This is a genomic window from Ruegeria sp. AE4, assembly GCF_056542185.1.
Window position 1 is genome coordinate 56,483 of record NZ_JBQFZK010000015.1, and the last position, 15,859, is coordinate 72,341.

16 protein-coding genes and 1 pseudogene are annotated in these 15,859 nt (G+C 57.5%); 13 read left to right on the forward strand and 4 right to left on the reverse strand.

What is annotated here, in order from left to right; all coding sequences use genetic code 11:
• The first annotated feature begins 1 nt into the window (after position 1).
• The 7 genes from ACR0EK_RS16215 to ACR0EK_RS16245 all read left to right on the forward strand — a co-directional run bounded on the left by ACR0EK_RS16215 (position 2) and on the right by ACR0EK_RS16245 (position 6,484).
• Positions 2–769 (forward strand): SDR family NAD(P)-dependent oxidoreductase, encoded by a 768-nt coding sequence (locus ACR0EK_RS16215; RefSeq protein ID WP_480900635.1) that lies wholly within the window; start codon positions 2–4, stop codon positions 767–769.
• Complete coding sequence (locus ACR0EK_RS16220; RefSeq protein ID WP_209599322.1) at positions 769–1,788, forward strand: LacI family DNA-binding transcriptional regulator; 1,020 nt, start codon at positions 769–771, stop codon at positions 1,786–1,788. The genes ACR0EK_RS16215 and ACR0EK_RS16220 overlap by 1 nt, the downstream gene beginning before the upstream one ends.
• Positions 1,785–2,759, forward strand: a complete 975-nt coding sequence (locus tag ACR0EK_RS16225; RefSeq protein ID WP_480967945.1) for a nuclear transport factor 2 family protein — start codon at positions 1,785–1,787, stop codon at positions 2,757–2,759. Before ACR0EK_RS16220 ends, ACR0EK_RS16225 begins: the two co-directional genes overlap by 4 nt.
• A 151-nt stretch (positions 2,760–2,910) precedes the next feature.
• Complete coding sequence (locus tag ACR0EK_RS16230) at positions 2,911–3,873, forward strand: cupin domain-containing protein (protein WP_480539873.1); 963 nt, start codon at positions 2,911–2,913, stop codon at positions 3,871–3,873.
• 102 nt (positions 3,874–3,975) lie between these two features.
• Positions 3,976–5,100 carry a cobalamin-independent methionine synthase II family protein gene (locus ACR0EK_RS16235; RefSeq protein WP_480773468.1) on the forward strand — a complete coding sequence of 375 codons (1,125 nt, stop codon included), beginning with the start codon at positions 3,976–3,978 and terminating at the stop codon, positions 5,098–5,100.
• Complete coding sequence (locus ACR0EK_RS16240) at positions 5,097–5,792, forward strand: alpha/beta fold hydrolase (RefSeq protein ID WP_480773467.1); 696 nt, start codon at positions 5,097–5,099, stop codon at positions 5,790–5,792. The genes ACR0EK_RS16235 and ACR0EK_RS16240 overlap by 4 nt, the downstream gene beginning before the upstream one ends.
• Positions 5,789–6,484: an RraA family protein gene (locus ACR0EK_RS16245; RefSeq protein WP_480900629.1), complete on the forward strand. Its 696-nt coding sequence runs from the start codon at positions 5,789–5,791 to the stop codon at positions 6,482–6,484. The genes ACR0EK_RS16240 and ACR0EK_RS16245 overlap by 4 nt, the downstream gene beginning before the upstream one ends.
• Before the next feature lie 175 nt (positions 6,485–6,659).
• Here ACR0EK_RS16245 and ACR0EK_RS16250 read toward each other — a convergent pair whose 3' ends face one another.
• Positions 6,660–7,205, reverse strand: coding sequence for a TetR/AcrR family transcriptional regulator (locus ACR0EK_RS16250; RefSeq protein WP_480484710.1), 546 nt, complete (start codon positions 7,203–7,205; stop codon positions 6,660–6,662).
• Positions 7,206–7,313: 108 nt separating this feature from the next.
• Between ACR0EK_RS16250 and ACR0EK_RS16255 the strand changes: the two genes are divergently transcribed.
• Genes ACR0EK_RS16255 through ACR0EK_RS16275 form a run of 5 tightly spaced genes read left to right on the forward strand, consistent with a single transcriptional unit; the run spans position 7,314 to position 11,510 of the window.
• On the forward strand, positions 7,314–8,015 hold the full coding sequence (locus tag ACR0EK_RS16255; RefSeq protein WP_480474287.1) for a type 1 glutamine amidotransferase domain-containing protein: 702 nt from the start codon (positions 7,314–7,316) through the stop codon (positions 8,013–8,015).
• 57 nt (positions 8,016–8,072) lie between these two features.
• The gene (locus ACR0EK_RS16260) at positions 8,073–9,053 is read left to right on the forward strand and encodes an MBL fold metallo-hydrolase (protein ID WP_480474286.1); all 981 of its coding nucleotides are present in this window, start codon (positions 8,073–8,075) and stop codon (positions 9,051–9,053) included.
• A 15-nt stretch (positions 9,054–9,068) separates the two neighbouring features.
• Positions 9,069–9,746, forward strand: a complete 678-nt coding sequence (locus ACR0EK_RS16265) for a cupin domain-containing protein (protein ID WP_480967946.1) — start codon at positions 9,069–9,071, stop codon at positions 9,744–9,746.
• Between the two features lie 4 nt (positions 9,747–9,750).
• Positions 9,751–10,425, forward strand: a complete 675-nt coding sequence (locus ACR0EK_RS16270) for an SDR family NAD(P)-dependent oxidoreductase (protein WP_480900625.1) — start codon at positions 9,751–9,753, stop codon at positions 10,423–10,425.
• A complete protein-coding gene (locus ACR0EK_RS16275) occupies positions 10,425–11,510 on the forward strand; it encodes a flavin monoamine oxidase family protein (RefSeq protein WP_480900623.1) in 1,086 nt (361 codons plus the stop codon). The genes ACR0EK_RS16270 and ACR0EK_RS16275 overlap by 1 nt, the downstream gene beginning before the upstream one ends.
• A gap of 576 nt (positions 11,511–12,086) precedes the next feature.
• On the opposite strand, the gene ACR0EK_RS16280 is transcribed toward ACR0EK_RS16275, so the two are convergent.
• The 3 genes and pseudogenes from ACR0EK_RS16280 to ACR0EK_RS16290 form a co-directional block, all read right to left on the reverse strand.
• The gene (locus tag ACR0EK_RS16280; protein ID WP_480900622.1) at positions 12,087–12,494 is read right to left on the reverse strand and encodes a phasin, PhaP; all 408 of its coding nucleotides are present in this window, start codon (positions 12,492–12,494) and stop codon (positions 12,087–12,089) included.
• A gap of 309 nt (positions 12,495–12,803) precedes the next feature.
• Positions 12,804–12,986 (reverse strand): annotated as a pseudogene (locus tag ACR0EK_RS16285) (IS6 family transposase); the annotation flags it as partial.
• Positions 12,987–13,046: 60 nt separating this feature from the next.
• Positions 13,047–14,033 carry a DUF3179 domain-containing protein gene (locus ACR0EK_RS16290; protein WP_480900620.1) on the reverse strand — a complete coding sequence of 329 codons (987 nt, stop codon included), beginning with the start codon at positions 14,031–14,033 and terminating at the stop codon, positions 13,047–13,049.
• Positions 14,034–14,548: 515 nt separating this feature from the next.
• On the opposite strand from ACR0EK_RS16290, the gene ACR0EK_RS16295 reads away from it, so the two are divergent.
• Positions 14,549–15,568 carry an IS110 family RNA-guided transposase gene (locus ACR0EK_RS16295; protein WP_480900618.1) on the forward strand — a complete coding sequence of 340 codons (1,020 nt, stop codon included), beginning with the start codon at positions 14,549–14,551 and terminating at the stop codon, positions 15,566–15,568.
• Positions 15,569–15,859: the final 291 nt, after the last annotated feature.

Genomic DNA, 15,859 nt, shown 5'->3' on the forward strand with positions numbered 1-15,859 from the left:
TATGCCACATTTTCCCAGCACCCCCAGTTTCGACCTGAGCGGCAAGCGAGCTTTGGTCGCCGGAGCCTCGTCGGGCATAGGCATGGCCTGCGCTGTGGCGCTGGCGGAACATGGTGCTGAGGTCACTTTGGCGGCGCGCCGTGCTGGTGCGCTTCAGGATATTGCAAAAGAAATGTCGGCGCAGGGATGGTCTGCCAGAGTTCTGGAACTGGATGTTTCGGATGTGGCGGCAACCGCTGAAGCCGTGGCGCAAATTGGGCCGTTCGATATTCTGCTGAACTCAGCCGGGCTTGCCCGACACAGCAAGGCCGTGGAAACACAGCCGGAAGATTTCGATGCGGTGATAGGCGTCAATGTCAAAGGTGCTTATTTCCTGACCCAGGCTGTTGCCAAAGGCCTGCTCGACGCTGGCCGCCCCGGTTCGCTGATCAATATCTCTAGCCAGATGGGCCATGTTGGTGGTCGCGAACGCGCGGTTTATTGTGCGTCGAAATTCGCGGTCGAAGGCTTCACCAAGGCGATGGCGCTTGAGTTCGGACCGGCAAAGATCCGGGTTAACACGATTTGCCCCACCTTCATTCTGACGGATCTGACAAAGTCGACTTTTGACGATCCGGACAAGCGGGCCTGGATTCTGGACAAGATAAAACTGGGTCGCCCCGGAGAGGTTGAAGACATCATGGGGGCGGTGGTTTATCTGGCATCGGATGCGTCGGCGCTGGTGACGGGCACGGCATTGATGGTTGACGGAGGTTGGACGGCAGACTGATGGCGACACAAAAAGTTACATCACTGGAAGTTGCCCGTCTCGCCGGGGTCAGCCAATCTGCGGTCAGCCGTGTGTTCACCCCCGGCGCGTCTGCGTCGAAAAAAACCGTTGAAAAGGTGCGCAAGGCGGCCAAGGAACTGGGCTATCGCCCGAACGTTCTGGCCCGCGCTGTAGTGTCCGGGAAAAGCCGGATCATCGGGCTTGTCGTGGCCTATCTGAACAACCAGTTCTATCCCGAGGCGCTGGAGAAGCTGACAAACACGTTACAGGAACGTGGATACCACGTGCTGATATTCATGGCCTCGCATGAGTCTGGAAACATCGACAATGTGGTCGAAGAAATACTCGACTTTCAGGTCGAAGGGATTATCGCCGCTTCGGTGGCTTTGTCCTCAGATTTGTCAGACCGCTGCCGAACGGCCGGTATACCGATGGTGTTGTTCAATCGGGCACAAGACGACACGGCGATGTCGTCAGTTACATCTGACAACGTTGCCGGTGGTCGAAAGGCTGCCGAGTTCTTGTTGGCAGCTGGGCACCAAAAGATCGGATATATCGCCGGGTGGGAAGGAGCTTCGACCCAGCGTGACCGCGAAACAGGGTTTGTTGCGACCTTGCAGAAAGCCGGGGTTACGCTGCACGCCCGCGAAGTAGGAAACTTTTCGACGGAAGAAGCCCGGCAAGCCACGCTGCGGATGTTCGAAGCCGATCCGCCTGATGCGGTGTTTGTCGCCAACGATCACATGGCCGTTTCCGTGATGGACACGCTGCGGTTCGAATTGGGGCTGAATGTTCCGGGGGACGTTTCGGTCATCGGGTATGACGATGTCACTGTCGCCTCATGGCCAGCCTACAACCTGACCACCATTCGACAGCCCGCCAATCGCATGGTCACCGAAACTGTCGATATTCTGCTCGGCAAGATCGAGGACCCCGATGCCGGCCCGCGTCGGGTCGAGATTGACGGACCGCTAATTGTACGCGGCTCCGCCCGCATACCTGAAGGATGGAAGACATGAAGGGATTTGATCCCAAGTTCAAAGATTTTCCCGACTACATAATCGGGATTACCAAGGAAATCTGGGAAGATCGTGGCATTGCCACGCTGCACGACTATTACGCCCCGGACATCGTCGTGCGTTCACCTGGGTCGGTGGTTGTCGGAAACCAGAATGTCATTGCTGCCACTATGGCAACTCTGGCAGAATTCCCTGATCGAACGCTGTTGGGTGAGGATGTAATCTGGTCGGGAACGCCGGAAGAGGGCATGCTGTCGTCGCATCGCCTTTTGTCCACAGCGACCCATCTGGGTGACGGTGTGTATGGCAAGGCGACCGGCAAGAAGCTTGTCTACCGCATTTTAGCCGACTGCCACGCCATCAACAACCAGATCAACGATGAGTGGCTCATCCGCGACCAGAGCGCGATCGTGCAGCAGATGGGTTGGGACCCCAAGGAATATGCCCGCGATCTGATCGCGGGCGAGGGTGGGGCTGACGCCTGCGTGCAACCTTTCACGCCTGCGAACGATCAGCCCGGCCCTTATAAAGGCCGTGGCAATGACAATGAATGGGGCCAGAAATACGCGGATATCCTGACCCGGATCATGAATGCCGATATGAGGGTGATCGAGGCTGAATACGACCGCGCTGTTCTGTCAGAATATCCCGGGGGCAAGACCGGCCACAGTTGGGGGCCGGTTGATCGGTTCTGGATGGGCCTGCGCGCGGCGTTCCCACGTGCCGAATTCAAGATCCACCACCAGATCGGCCGTGATGACCCGATGATGCCGCCGCGCGCCGCGATCCGCTGGTCTTTGCATGGCACACATGACGGCTGGGGCGTGTTCGGTGTGCCCACAGGGGCCGAGGTCTTTGTGCTGGGCATCAGCCAGGCCGAGTTCGGTCCATGGGGTCTGCGCAAGGAATACACCTTGTTTGACGAAACCTCGATCTGGAAACAGATTCTTCTGAAAACCGGCGATCTCTAGAATGTCGCACCGTATCTCAAATCTGGATGCCGGGCAGGCGTTGCGGCGGTACCACGCCCATCGCGCCAGCCTGCGCGCCCGGCGACTGAACAATCGTCCGCCGGGTGGTTTGGTTTGATCCGATCAAACCCAAATCAAAAGGAGAAAAGATATGAGTACCATCGAAAGCCGCATCGTCCGTTATGGCGAACTGAAGCCATGTAAAACCGCGTTCATCGACGCGCACACTCCGGGCTCGAACCAGAAAGAAAATTTTACCATCATTGGCGGTGGGGTCAGCGAAAGCCCGGATCAGCACGTCCACATCACCGACAAGATCGGGTTCAACATCGGTGCAGCGGGTCAACCGCCGAAATGCCGCAACTCGCTGCACAGCCACACCACCGCCGAGGTGTTCTTTGTTGCTAAAGGTCGATGGCGGTTCTTCTGGGGTCGTTATGGCACGGCTGGCGAGTTCATCGCCGAAGAAGGCGACATCTTCAACATCCCGACCGGGATCTTCCGCGGCTTCGAGAATGTCGGCCAGGACTATGGGATGATCATGTCGATGCTTGGTGGCGACGATGCCGGTGGCGGCGTGACCTGGGCTCCGCAAGTCATTCAGGATGCGCAGGCCCATGGCCTGATGTTGGGCAATAACGGCGTCCTTTACGATAGCAAAAAGGGTGAGGAACTGCCACACTATGTGCAGCCGATGCCGCTACTGACCGAGGAAGAGCTGAAAGCCTACCCTGAGGTTCCCGTTGATGCGGTGATCGGCAAATACGTCGCTCGCTACTGGGACCTGATGGCGCTGGCGGCGGACAAACCTGCGGTTGTGATCGGTGAAAATGGCCTGATCAAAGACAAGCCCGGTTTCGAGGTTGATTTTTTGACGCGCGGTTCGGCTGTGGCTGAACTGGTCAAGGCGGACAAACCCGTGGTTCTGATGCCGGCGAGTGGCCATTGGCGCATCAAGATCAATGAGGTCGAGGTTACCCTGTCCAACGGTGATACCGCTCTGGTTCTGCCCGGTGAAAGCTACAGCGCTGAACCGTCTATGACCGGGCAAGCGGGTCTGTACCGGATCACCGCAACCGACGACCCTGCTGGGGCGACTTGGACAGGAGAATAACGCCGAAATTACACGTCCCGGTTTCAATCGGGGCGCGCGCAGCACATCCATCGCCGGCTTTCCGGCCCGGCGATGGACCTAGATTTGAATGGAGATCCTAACATGACCCGCGTTTCAACCACCCATGTGGGAAGTCTGCCACGAAATCAGGAGGTCGTTGACTTCATCTTTGCTCGCGAGCGAGAGGAACCGTTCGATCAGGCTGCATTTGACGCCTGCATGACCGCGGCCGTGTCCGAAACCGTGCGGAAACAAGTCAAGGCTGGGGTAGATATCGCCTCGGACGGTGAGACCTCAAAGATCTCTTACGCCACTTACGTCAAGGACCGCTATACCGGCTTTGCAGGTGACAGCGCGCGCAATGCGCCAGCTGACCTCAAGATGTTTCCGGGCTTTCTGCAACGATTGGCCGATGACGGTGGAACGCCCCAGTATGCTCGACCCATGTGTGTGGGCGAGGTGCGCTCAAAAGGGCAAGGTGAGCTGCAGAAGGACATCGACAATCTCAAAGCCGCGATGGCCGAGCACGGGGTCGAGCGCGGTTTTATGAACGCCGCCAGCCCCGGAGTTATTTCCCTGTTTCTGCAAAATGATTTCTATCCGACGCGCGAGGCCTATCTGGCCGCGCTGGCCGATGCGATGAAGGAAGAATATGAGACCATCGTTGGTGCGGGTCTGGATCTGCAATTGGACTGCCCCGATCTGGCCCTGTCGCGCCATATGCTGTTCACCGATCTGTCCGACGACGAGTTCGTGAAAATCGCCAACATGCATGTTGAGGCATTGAACCACGCATTGCAGAATGTCCCATCTGACAAAGTGCGTGTCCATATCTGCTGGGGCAACTACGAGGGGCCGCATTGCTGCGACATCGGCATGGACAAGGTGTTTTCGACGCTGATGTCGACCAAATCGCGCTATGTGCTGTTCGAAACCTCTAACCCGCGACACGCGCATGAATGGACGGTGTTCCGTGACCGCAAGGGTGAAATTCCGGGTGACAAGGTTCTTGTGCCCGGTGTGGTGGACACCACGACGAATTTTGTCGAACACCCGGAACTGATTGCTCAGCGTACCGAGCGGTTTACGAACATAGTTGGAAATGAGCGTGTAATCGCCGGATCAGATTGCGGCTTTGGCACCTTTGCGGGCTTTGGTGCGGTAGATCCGGATATCGCCTACGCCAAGCTGGGCGCGCTTGCCGAAGGGGCTGCCCTGGTCAAATGACGCCGCTTATCCTCCTGCCCGGAATGATGTGCGATGCGCGGTTGTTCGCACCGCAGATTGACGCTTTGTCAGGCAAATACCCGATCCTGTGCGCACCAATCGGAGGACAGGACACAATGCAGGCGCTGGCCGCCGATGTGTTAGCCTATGCGCCCGAACGCTTTGCTCTGGCGGGACTCTCGATGGGTGGCATTGTGGGGATGGAAATCCTGCGTCAGGCACCGGACCGTGTGGCTGGTTTGGCGTTGATGGACACGAACCCGCTTGCTGATTTGGACGAGGTCAAAGCCAGGCGCGGCCCTCAGATCGATGCGGTCGGACGTGGCAACCTACGCAAGGTCATGGCCGAAGAGATGAAACCGAACTACCTGACTGAAGGTCCGCGCCGCGCCGCCATTCTGGACCTGTGCATGGATATGGCCATGGATCTTGGCCCGGACGTTTTTGTCAATCAATCTAAAGCTCTGCGTGATCGCCCTGACCAGAGCAACACTCTGCGCAACTTCACCGACGCAGCACTCATTCTCTGCGGGCGCGACGATGCCCTGTGCCCTGTTTCAAGGCATGAATTGATGCACGATCTGATGCCACAGAGCCGGTTGGAAATCATAGAAAACGCCGGCCACCTGCCGACACTGGAACAACCGCGACAAACAACGGCGGCTTTGATCCGCTGGCTGGAGTTGATATGAACCAATCCTTGCTGGACCTGCTGAAAAAGATCGACACGCCGACTGTTTGTAACGCAATCGAAGTGGCGCAGGGCAAGCGCGGATTCAATGAATTCACCCGGGGCACGATGTTATGTTCTGATCCCGATGCGGGCGCGATGGTTGGATATGCCCGTACCGCGAAGATTGCCGCCGTGAACCCGCCGTCAGAACCGCCTGAGGAGATCCGCCAACGTCGGATGGATTATTACAGGCATATGGCAACTGGGAGCGGCCCGGCTGTCACCGTGGTTGAGGATTTGGATTATCCAGATTGCATCGGCGCCTTTTGGGGTGAGATCAATACGACGATCCACAAGGGCTTCGGCATCAGTGGTGCGCTGACCAACGGGGTAATGCGCGACCTGGGCGATCTACCCGGTAACTTCCCGGTTGTTGCCGGGTCAATCGGGCCCAGTCACGGGTTCGTACATGTGCGCAAAATCGGCACCTCGGTTTCTATCTTTGGTCTGAAGATCCAAAACGGCGATCTTGTGCACGCGGACCGTCATGGTGCGCTGGTTATCCCGCCCGAAGTCGTGGGCAAGCTTGAACGGGCGATCATCAAATTGCTTGAAACCGAAAAACTGATTCTGGATCCCGCCCGCGCAACCGGGTTCGATTTCGATGCCTTCGAAAAAGCATGGGCGGCGTTTGAAGCCTCTCGGACTTAAACTTGCGATCTGTATTCCCCGGTTCTGAAGGTGTAGACCCCGCTGGGATCTGTTGCAAATCTTCGACTTCAATATTCCGATATCCATTCACTCGAAGCACTTATGAGCGTCAACAGTCAAAGGTTTGCAACAGATCCCCGCCCCTGCGCATGGGACGCACTGCTAGCTTCTGTTCCTAAATCGTACCAACGCCGCGAATTGCAGCTTTGGCAACCTGTTCAAACATCGATCGATCGTTTGACGCTGATGCGACGATCATGCCCCCTTCAAGGGCGGCGACGATGAGGTTTGCCTTGTCAGCGGCATCCTTGACCCCATGCTTGACGAGCAGATTTTGGAGCCATGCCTTGTTCATCTCGAAGAAGGCTTTTGTGCGTTGGTTGATGTTTTCCGGCAGTCCGATGGCCTCGGCGCCCATGACGGCGCAAAGGCATATCGATTCGTTCAGCACAAGCGCTTTGGAGTAGAGCGAAACGAAGCAGTCCAGAGCGGTTTGCAGATCGTTCAGGTCAATCTTGTCCAGTTCTGCCTTGAATTGCTCGGCGTAGCGGGTGACGAGAGCCTCCCCGAGATCCGGTTTGGTGGGGAAATGGTAGTGTACGCTGGCACTTTTGATTCCCACATCGTTCGCCAGGTCACGGAAACTCATCTCCGAAAAGCCCGCACTGCGCACGCGTTTCTCGGCGGCGATGAGAATTTTTTCTTTCATTGTCAGTGGCATGACTACCTCCAATCTACCGATTGATAGATAAACGTTGACAGCCCAGGAATCAACTTCTAACTGTTATCTACCTAGTGATAGATAGATATTGATGAAAGGATCACGCTGATGGCTACTGGAAACAAACAAAAACGCGTCTTGCTGGTCATGTCGTCCGTTGACGAAATGGGCATCTCGGGCAAGCAAACCGGCACCTGGTTCGAAGAGGTCGCAACCCCGTATTACGTCCTGACGGAAGCGGGCTATGAGGTTGTCTTTGCCTCGCCCAAAGGCGGCAACGCGCCGATTGACCTGCTGTCGATGAAGGCTCCGTTCACTACCGAAAACACTGACCGCTTCTTCAACGATCCGGTGGCCATGTTCGCGGTACAGAATACCCGCAAACTGCGCGAGATCGACTATTCGACCTTCGATGCGCTTTTCGTACCCGGCGGTTATGGATTGATCTGGGATCTGGCGTCGGACAGCCATGCTATCAAGATGATCCGGGAGTTCTACGAATCCGAACGGCCTGTCGCGATGGTCTGCCACGCGCCGGCCATACTGCGGGATATCAAGAAGTCAGACGGCAGCTACCTGGTTGAGGGCCTCAGCCTGACCGGTTTCAAGAACGACGAAGACAGTGAGATCGAGCTTCTGCATCACCTTCTGTTCTCTCTCGAAGATGAACTGAAACGCCGTGGCGCCACCTACGTCAGCAAGGCCAACTGGGAGGCCAACGTGGTCGAAGATGGCGCCCTGATGACCGGCCAAAGCCCGGCGTCGGCACCACCACTCGCGGAAGCGCTCAAGCAGCGCCTGGCTGCCTGACGCCTTACGTCGGGGCGGGCACCTGTCCGCCCCGGCAATTCGAAATGGAGAAGTCCCATGTCCGCCGATCTGCAACCCATCGACAGTGTCGAGATTCTCGTTCTCATCGACAACCGGACGGACAGCCTGTCCAGCGTGCCCGAGGGGTTCACCCATGAGTGGATCAACCTCCACAACGTCGGGATGAAGCAAATCTCGGGCGCCGGTCAGTGTTGTGCCAATCACGGCTTGGCGTTGATCATCACAGCCCGGCGCGGTGTGACGGAACATACATTGCTCTTTGACGCCGGGCCGGTGGATTTTGCCGTCGAGTTCAACGCATCACGCCTTGGCAAATCCTTTGCAGCCATCGAGGCGATCGCCCTGTCGCATGGGCATTGGGACCATGCAGGCGGCATTCCAGCGGCAATCGACCTGATCCGCAAGGATGGCCAGACCGGCGAGTTACCGGTTTATCTGCATCCCGGGATGTTCCGCAAACGCGCCTTTCCGCTTTCATCGGGGGAACTGATCGAAATTCGCGAAATCGCCACGCCCGAAGCCCTGGCTGCGCAGGGGGCTACACCCGTTGTTACGGATCAACCGGTCAGCGTGCTGGACGATATGTTCTATATTTCGGGCGAAATTCCCCGTGTCACGGATTACGAGGTCGGATTTCCGGGTCATGTCCGCCGCACCGAAGACGGCGCGGGTTGGGAAGACGACCCGTTGCTCATGGACGAACGCTATGTGGCGGTGAACATCGCGGGCAAAGGGCTGGTGGTGTTTTCGGCCTGTAGCCATGCGGGTATCGTCAATGTCCTTCATGCCGCTCAAAGGGATATCCCCGGAGTGCCGATCCATGGCCTAACCGGCGGCTTTCACCTTGCCGGTGGCAACGAAAAGATCATCGACCGGACCGTCGCCGACTTTGCGCAGTTCGACATCGACCTGATCATGCCCGGCCACTGCACAGGTTGGCGTGCGACAAACGCGCTGGAACGCCAATACGGCGAACGGGTTGTGCCGATTGCCGTCGGCATGAAGATCAACCTTTGAGAAAGGGAATGAGCCATGGAAATCAATGCAAACTTTGATGAACGCGCTGTCGTCCACTCGGAGAACGAGCCCTGGGTCCCCTCGCCAATGAAGGGTGTCGACCGTCGCATGCTCGACCGGATCGGCGACGAGGTTGCACGGGCAACAACGATTGTCCGCTATGCACCAGGCAGCGCCTTTTCGGCCCATACCCATACCGGTGGCGAAGAGTTTCTGGTGCTTGACGGCGTCTTTCAGGACGAGCACGGGGATTTTCCCGTCGGCACCTATGTGCGCAACCCGCCGACCACGTCGCATACGCCAAGCGCGGCGGACGGAGCAACGATCCTGGTCAAGCTTTGGCAGTTCGACCCGGAGGACCGCACACAGCTGACAATCGACACAAACGCGCAGGACCCGCGCCCGGTTGCAGATGGCATATCCGAAATCCCGCTCTTTGAGGATTCCCGTGAACGGGTCCGGATCGAGATCTGGGACGCATCGGCACATGTAAACGTGACCGGGCACAAAGGGTTCGAGGCACTGGTGATCGACGGCAGCTTCACCGAAGGCGGAGAAGTCTTCCAGAAGAACTCATGGCTGCGTCTGCCACCGGGTATGGCGCTCAACGCCACGGCCGGGTTGGAAGGTGCCCGTCTTTGGATCAAATCCGACCACTTGGCGCAACCGCCAATCATCCCGACCCAAGGATAGGACAATGGACAAACCTCTCGCGATCGTCGCCGGTGCCGGCCCCGGCCTTGGACAGACGCTGGTCACGTCATTTGCTCAGAACGGATATACGGCCTTTGGGCTGAACCGGACCGTGCCGCAAGGCGCCTGTACCACGCTGGCTGTCGATCTGACCGAACAGCGCTGGAACAGGGCGAAGCTCCGGGACATGATCTGCACCCATGGCCCGCCCAAGCTTGTGGTCCACAACACGGCGAACCTTGTCATCTCGCCCTTCGAGGAGACAAGCACGGATGACTTCGAGGCGACCTGGCGTTCCGTGGTCCTGTCAGCGGTCATTCTGGCGCAAGGTGTTTTGCCCGCGATGGCCGACACCGGGGGCGGCACCTTCATCGTGTCTGGCGCCACGGCCAGCCTGCGCGGTGGCAAGAACTTCTCGGCTTTCGCTTCGGCCAAGGCAGGTTTGCGGGCATTGACCCAATCCCTGGCTCGCGAATACGGGCCGCAAGGCGTGCATGTGGTGCATGTGATCCTGGACGGGATCGTCGACACCAGGGCCAGTCGGGATCTGCACAAGATGGATCCGGCGCGGATGATGAAACCCGCCGATATCGCAAAGGTTTATCTTGATCTGGCCAGCCAGCCGCAATCCACCTGGACCCACGAGCTGGATCTCAGACCCATGGGGGAGGCATTCTGATGCAAACCGACACTCTTATTGTTGGCGGCGGCCTGTCCGGCCTCGCCCTTGCTGATCACCTGACACGCCAGGGCACAGATTTCCTACTGATCGAGGCGCAGGATCGCCTTGGCGGGCGCATCCTGACCAAAGAGCTCTCGGGCGGAAAGTTCGACTTTGGGCCGGCCTGGTTCTGGCCTGGCCAGCCGCGCATGGCTGCGCTCGCGCGGCGTTTCCGAATCCCGGTGTTCGAACAGTCTTCAACCGGCGATCAGATGTATCAGGACCAATCCGGGGCGGTTCACCGCGCCCGCGGCTATGCGTCGATGCAGGGGTCCTACCGACTTGCCGGGGGCATGGGCGCCATGATCAAGGCGCTTGCCGGATCTCTGGATGCCGGTCACGTCCTGACGCAAACCAGCCTCAGATCGGTCCGGCATTCTCCCGGTAAGATCACCGCACTTCTCGATCATGACGGCACGGCCTATACCGTTGAAGCCCGGCAGATAATGCTGGCCATCCCGCCGCGGGTGATTGCGGATACCGTCACATTCGAGCCGGCGCTAGATGCGGCTCAGCTTCAGGCCCTGAAGAGCATCCCGACCTGGATGGCCGGGGAGGCCAAGATCCTCGCGGTTTACGATGAGCCCCATTGGCGCAACGCCGGGCTATCAGGTGACGCCATGAGCCATCGCGGCCCCATGGTCGAAATCCACGACGCGTCTCCCATGGAGGGCGGCCCCTACGCTCTGTTCGGTTTCGTCGGCTATCCCGCCGACACGCGCGAGGCACACAAGGACACCATGATGGATCAGGCCCTGGCGCAACTCACGGCCATGTTTGGCCCCAAAATGGCGCAGCCCCTTGATCTGGAACTGCAGGATTGGGCCACAATCGCGGAAATCTCCCGCGCGCAGGATCACGTCCCGGTTCGCTTTCACCCAAGCTACGGTTTGCCTTCTGTCCTTGGCAGCCTTGCGGAAAGAGGTGTCCATTTCTGCTCAACCGAAACCGCACGCGGGTACGGCGGATTTCTCGAAGGTGCCCTGGAAGCTGCTGAGAGAGTTGCAGCATTCGCAGATGAAACCATCATAGCTGAGGCCTGACCGAGCTTTCACTGTCGCCCTTTGTCTTGAATGATCGCTCACGTATGGAAGATGGTTCGATGGCGGGATATCACGGCGCTGCTACAAAGACCGCTCACAACCGCAGTTGGAGGTGGTTAAACATCAGATCGAATGCCTACTATATTTCGGCCCTCGTGGACGGCCCAAACCAGACCTGCGTTGTACCTTCGGAACGCTGCAGCGCAGCCCGCATTGCCGACATTCGCTGCACCGCCAAAGTTTGGGTTGTCATAAACTAATAGTCTACGGGTTAACCAATCATTTATGCCTGTGGAACGAGCAACCGCTTCTTGACCAAAAAATTCCCAAAAGGATGACAGGATACGGATATCTTTTTCGACGGCGATCAATGGTTTCCCCCATCGGAGGCTTGTAAATAAGCGATATTCACGCCGCCTTTACATAGGGCTACGTTACATAGGTGCGCACCGGAGCATATCATACATAACGTTTCGATCCTCTTACACACGCGCATAAAGGGCAGATTCTTCAATCTGCCCTTCTCTATTGCACCAATTAATAAGAAACGGCGCAATTCTGTTCTCTTGTTCCGAATTAGGCTGCTAAGGCTTTCTTTGCAGCGGCGGATTCTTTGGTGATGTCTCTGCCGGCGGTCATCAGCAACTCGACAGTGTCTATCAGGGCTTTCTTGGCGATCTCGGCAAAAGCAAACATCATTTCAGTGGCGTCTTCGGTAGCGCCCGACAAAAAATCTGTGGCAGCTTTTGCGTACTCAGTTGGCTCCGCCTTGGCTTTTGACACTTCGGTCAGCTTGACAATGGTATCTTTGGTCCACACGCTGGAAATATCCGTTGATTTTTCAGCCGCTTCTAATGAAATGCGCGACAGTTTTTCGCTCAGCGATGTGGAAGTTCTGAACGCATTTTCGAAGAGTGCGGCTTTGAGGGGAAATTCGCCCATCGCATCTTTCCAAATCGCTGTGAAGTTCTGGATTTTTTCCATTGTCTTAAGTCCTAGTGTTTTGCGGGCCCACCCCGCATTATCTCCAATTGAGATTTTATCCTTTCTGCGACACAGCAATGCAAGGAGATAAGTTTACGCTAGGGAAAGCAGTGGAACGGAAGCGTTTTCAAAAACTTGCTTGCAAGCAACTTAGTCTCCGATGCCGGTGTCAACGGCATGGAACCCGAATCGCTAGTATCACTGGCCGCGGGTGCTTGACCGGTGCTGTCAGACAAAGGTGCTGTCAGACAAATTCGAACCTGTCTCCGTTAGGCCAAAAGAACTGTCCTTTATACAGCACCAATATACAGCACCAAGTTTGCGCAACTCGGCAAGAGCGGCGGACCGTGTCAGCTTGAGGGTGTCTCGGCTGGTGAGCGATCTTTCCTGGTTGAAATGGTTTTAGACGGAGGAGTGGACGGAGGCGAATTTCAGCAAACTTCGCATACGCTTGAAACGTTGCATGGTGCGTTCTCTTCGTCGGAACGGCAGGGGCATTGCTAACTTGATTGCACGCGGCTGATGGCTGTCTGGCCCGCGTCCGTCAAGCGGTCATTTCGAGAGCGTACGTTCACCCCCGTCGGCCAGCATCCATCTGCCTTCCGGCCAGAAGGCGTGGAATGCAAAGGCGAACATGACATCATGGGCGATATCCTGTCCCGATGCGTTACGCACCCGGACTGAGCCTACATCGCGCCCCTTGGCGATGCGCCCGGTGTCGAGGGCCGAGGCCTGCCCCGCGCGCCAGGAGAGCGTTATCCCGGCCTCAGAGATCTCGCCCTCTGCTCTCAGCCTCTCCAGAGTCCAGGCTTTGTCGCCGACGCGGATCACGCGCGCCAGTGGGTTGATGCCATGGGGCGGGTTTTCACCGGAATAGAGAAAGGGCCGCGACAGGGTGTCATAGCCGCGATAAGGGTTGCGCCCATAGTCGCGAATATAGGCCGGTTCGTTCATCACCAGCCCATCCGGGTTACGGCTGCTGAACTCCTCCCAGCTTTCCATCCAAGTGGGCAGGGTCTTCAATTCGGTGCCTGTCAGATCGCCGACGATGGCCCGGCCGATGGCCTGCTGCCACCAGCTTTCAGTTTCGCGGTCATACATCACCATGTCGGAATGGCGCAGCTTACCTGAGACGCCGAATGTGAGCGTGCCCGCAGCGGTGCGCCGATCGAAGCTCATGCCGGAATTGCACAATGGGCAAAAGGTGACGGCCACCGGGATACCGCCGACGCTGTCATTCACGATCTCGTGCCATACCAGATAGCGTATCGGATAGGCTCGAGGCTCGGCCCCGTCGATCTCAAGCGTGATTACTGGCTCGCGTTTACCCAGTCTCGTTTCGTCAGAAACGCGCAGGAAATTGGGATCGCTGATCGCAGGGATTCCGTCCTTGGGCGGACCGCCGGACTGAATCTCGGACCAATCCGTGACCGCACTGCGGCTGAAATTGGTCTGCGGCCACTCAAGTTCCCAGCGGTCGGGGCTGGCGAGCGCTGTACCGGCGACGAAGAGAAAGGCGAACAGGACAGGACGGCGCATTGGAATCTCCGGTCGGGGGATGCGCAATCCTGACGGCTGGACACCTGTCTGCAAAGGGCTGGCACAGGAATGTGAAGAGAATTCATGCCTCCGGTATCAGGTTGCCCCCTCGGGGCGTCGGCAAACCAGGGTGGAGGCAAGGGCCGAGATTCCGGCTAGGGCCTGCCCCGCATGGTTCACTGCACCCCGAAACCGGCAAAGCGCCAGCACCGCAAAGCCCGACCGGGTCGTAAAAACTACGTTGCCCGTCCGTACCATGGGCCACGTTTGGAACTACCACCGCCGCCTCGTAATAGCGGATTGTATCGATTTTGGGCCCTGACCGGGAAGCGGCTTCCGAAATACGCACAAAGGATGCCCTCCAACCTCCAAAGCGGTACCGGCCTCAAGTAACTCAACGTCGAAAGGAAACTTGGAGAACGGCCCAATCCGGATGAGGTGGGTGGTTCCTGCTCCACCGGCATCGAATGTGCCAAAGTGCAGTTGTCAAAGACTGCTAGGAAAGGAGCCACCCAATGACAGTAAAGACCGTCGGCCTCGATCTGGCCAAGGATGTTTTTCAAGTACACGGCATTTCGGAGAGCGGCTGCGTCATCTTCAACAAGGCGATCAAACGCGCGAAGCTGCTGGCGTTTTTTGAGACACTGCCACCGTGCACGGTTGGCATGGAAGCCTGCGGTTCATCCCATCATTGGGGTCGTCAGCTGCGCAAGCTCGGGCATGATGTGAAGCTCATGCCTGCCGGATATGTCAAACCATATGTTAAGCGCGGAAAAAACGATGCTGTCGACGCAGAAGCGATTTGCGAGGCGGTCCGCCGTCCGACAATGCGTTTCGTAGATATCAAGACGGAAGACCAGCAGGCCATATTATCCATTCACAGAACGCGCGACCTGGCCGTCCGACAGCGCACACAGTTGGCCAACATGATCCGCAGCCTATTGCGCGAGTTTGGGCAAATATTGCCCATCGGGATCGAAGCGGTGACGGCTTTTGCGAAGCGCCATCTGAGCGGCGATCATCCCGACATGCCTGAAATCGCGAACGGCATGCTTGGCATACAGTGCTATCAGTTCATCGGCCTGAATGAACGCATTGACGGCTATTCGAAGATGATCGAGCAACATGCATTGCTGAGTGCAGATGCACGCCGATTGATGCGCATGCCTGGCATCGGGCCGATCACAGCGTCAGCAATTGTCGCCACAATCGGTGACGCGCATCAGTTTCGGACAGGAAGAGATCTGGCCGCATGGCTGGGCCTCACCCCGCTCAACAAGTCGAGCGGCGGCAAGGAGAAGCTGGGCAAGATCACAAAGCAAGGCGATCGTTACATTCGCAAACTTTTGGTCGTGAGCATGACATCGCGCGCGGTCATGGCGAAACGCTCACCCGAGAAGGTCGATCTCTGGACTGCCAAAATCATCGCTGACAAGCCGTTCCGGCTGGCAACAGTCGCCATGGCAAACAAGGCAGCGCGGGCCATCTGGGCGATGCTCACGAAGAAACAGGAATACCGGCAGCCGGCGTTCTAACCACACCGACTGCCCACGAGATGCAAGACGTTGAAGTGATGATGCGGAAGTAAGTCAACCAAGAGCAAGGACACTCCGGGAATGGCAGCGGCCCTCTTCCGAGGCCGATAAGCCGATTGGAACCTCGCTCGCGGAATTCATCAGGGCCAGCGGAACACCACCGCACGAACAGGCCGGACAGACGACAGTACTGACGAAATCGACCGCAGAAATCGCCAAAAAACTCTTGCAATGCAGGAGCCACCCACAGATGCCGTTCGACCTTAGTCCTGAATTCTGCGGTTGCAGCCC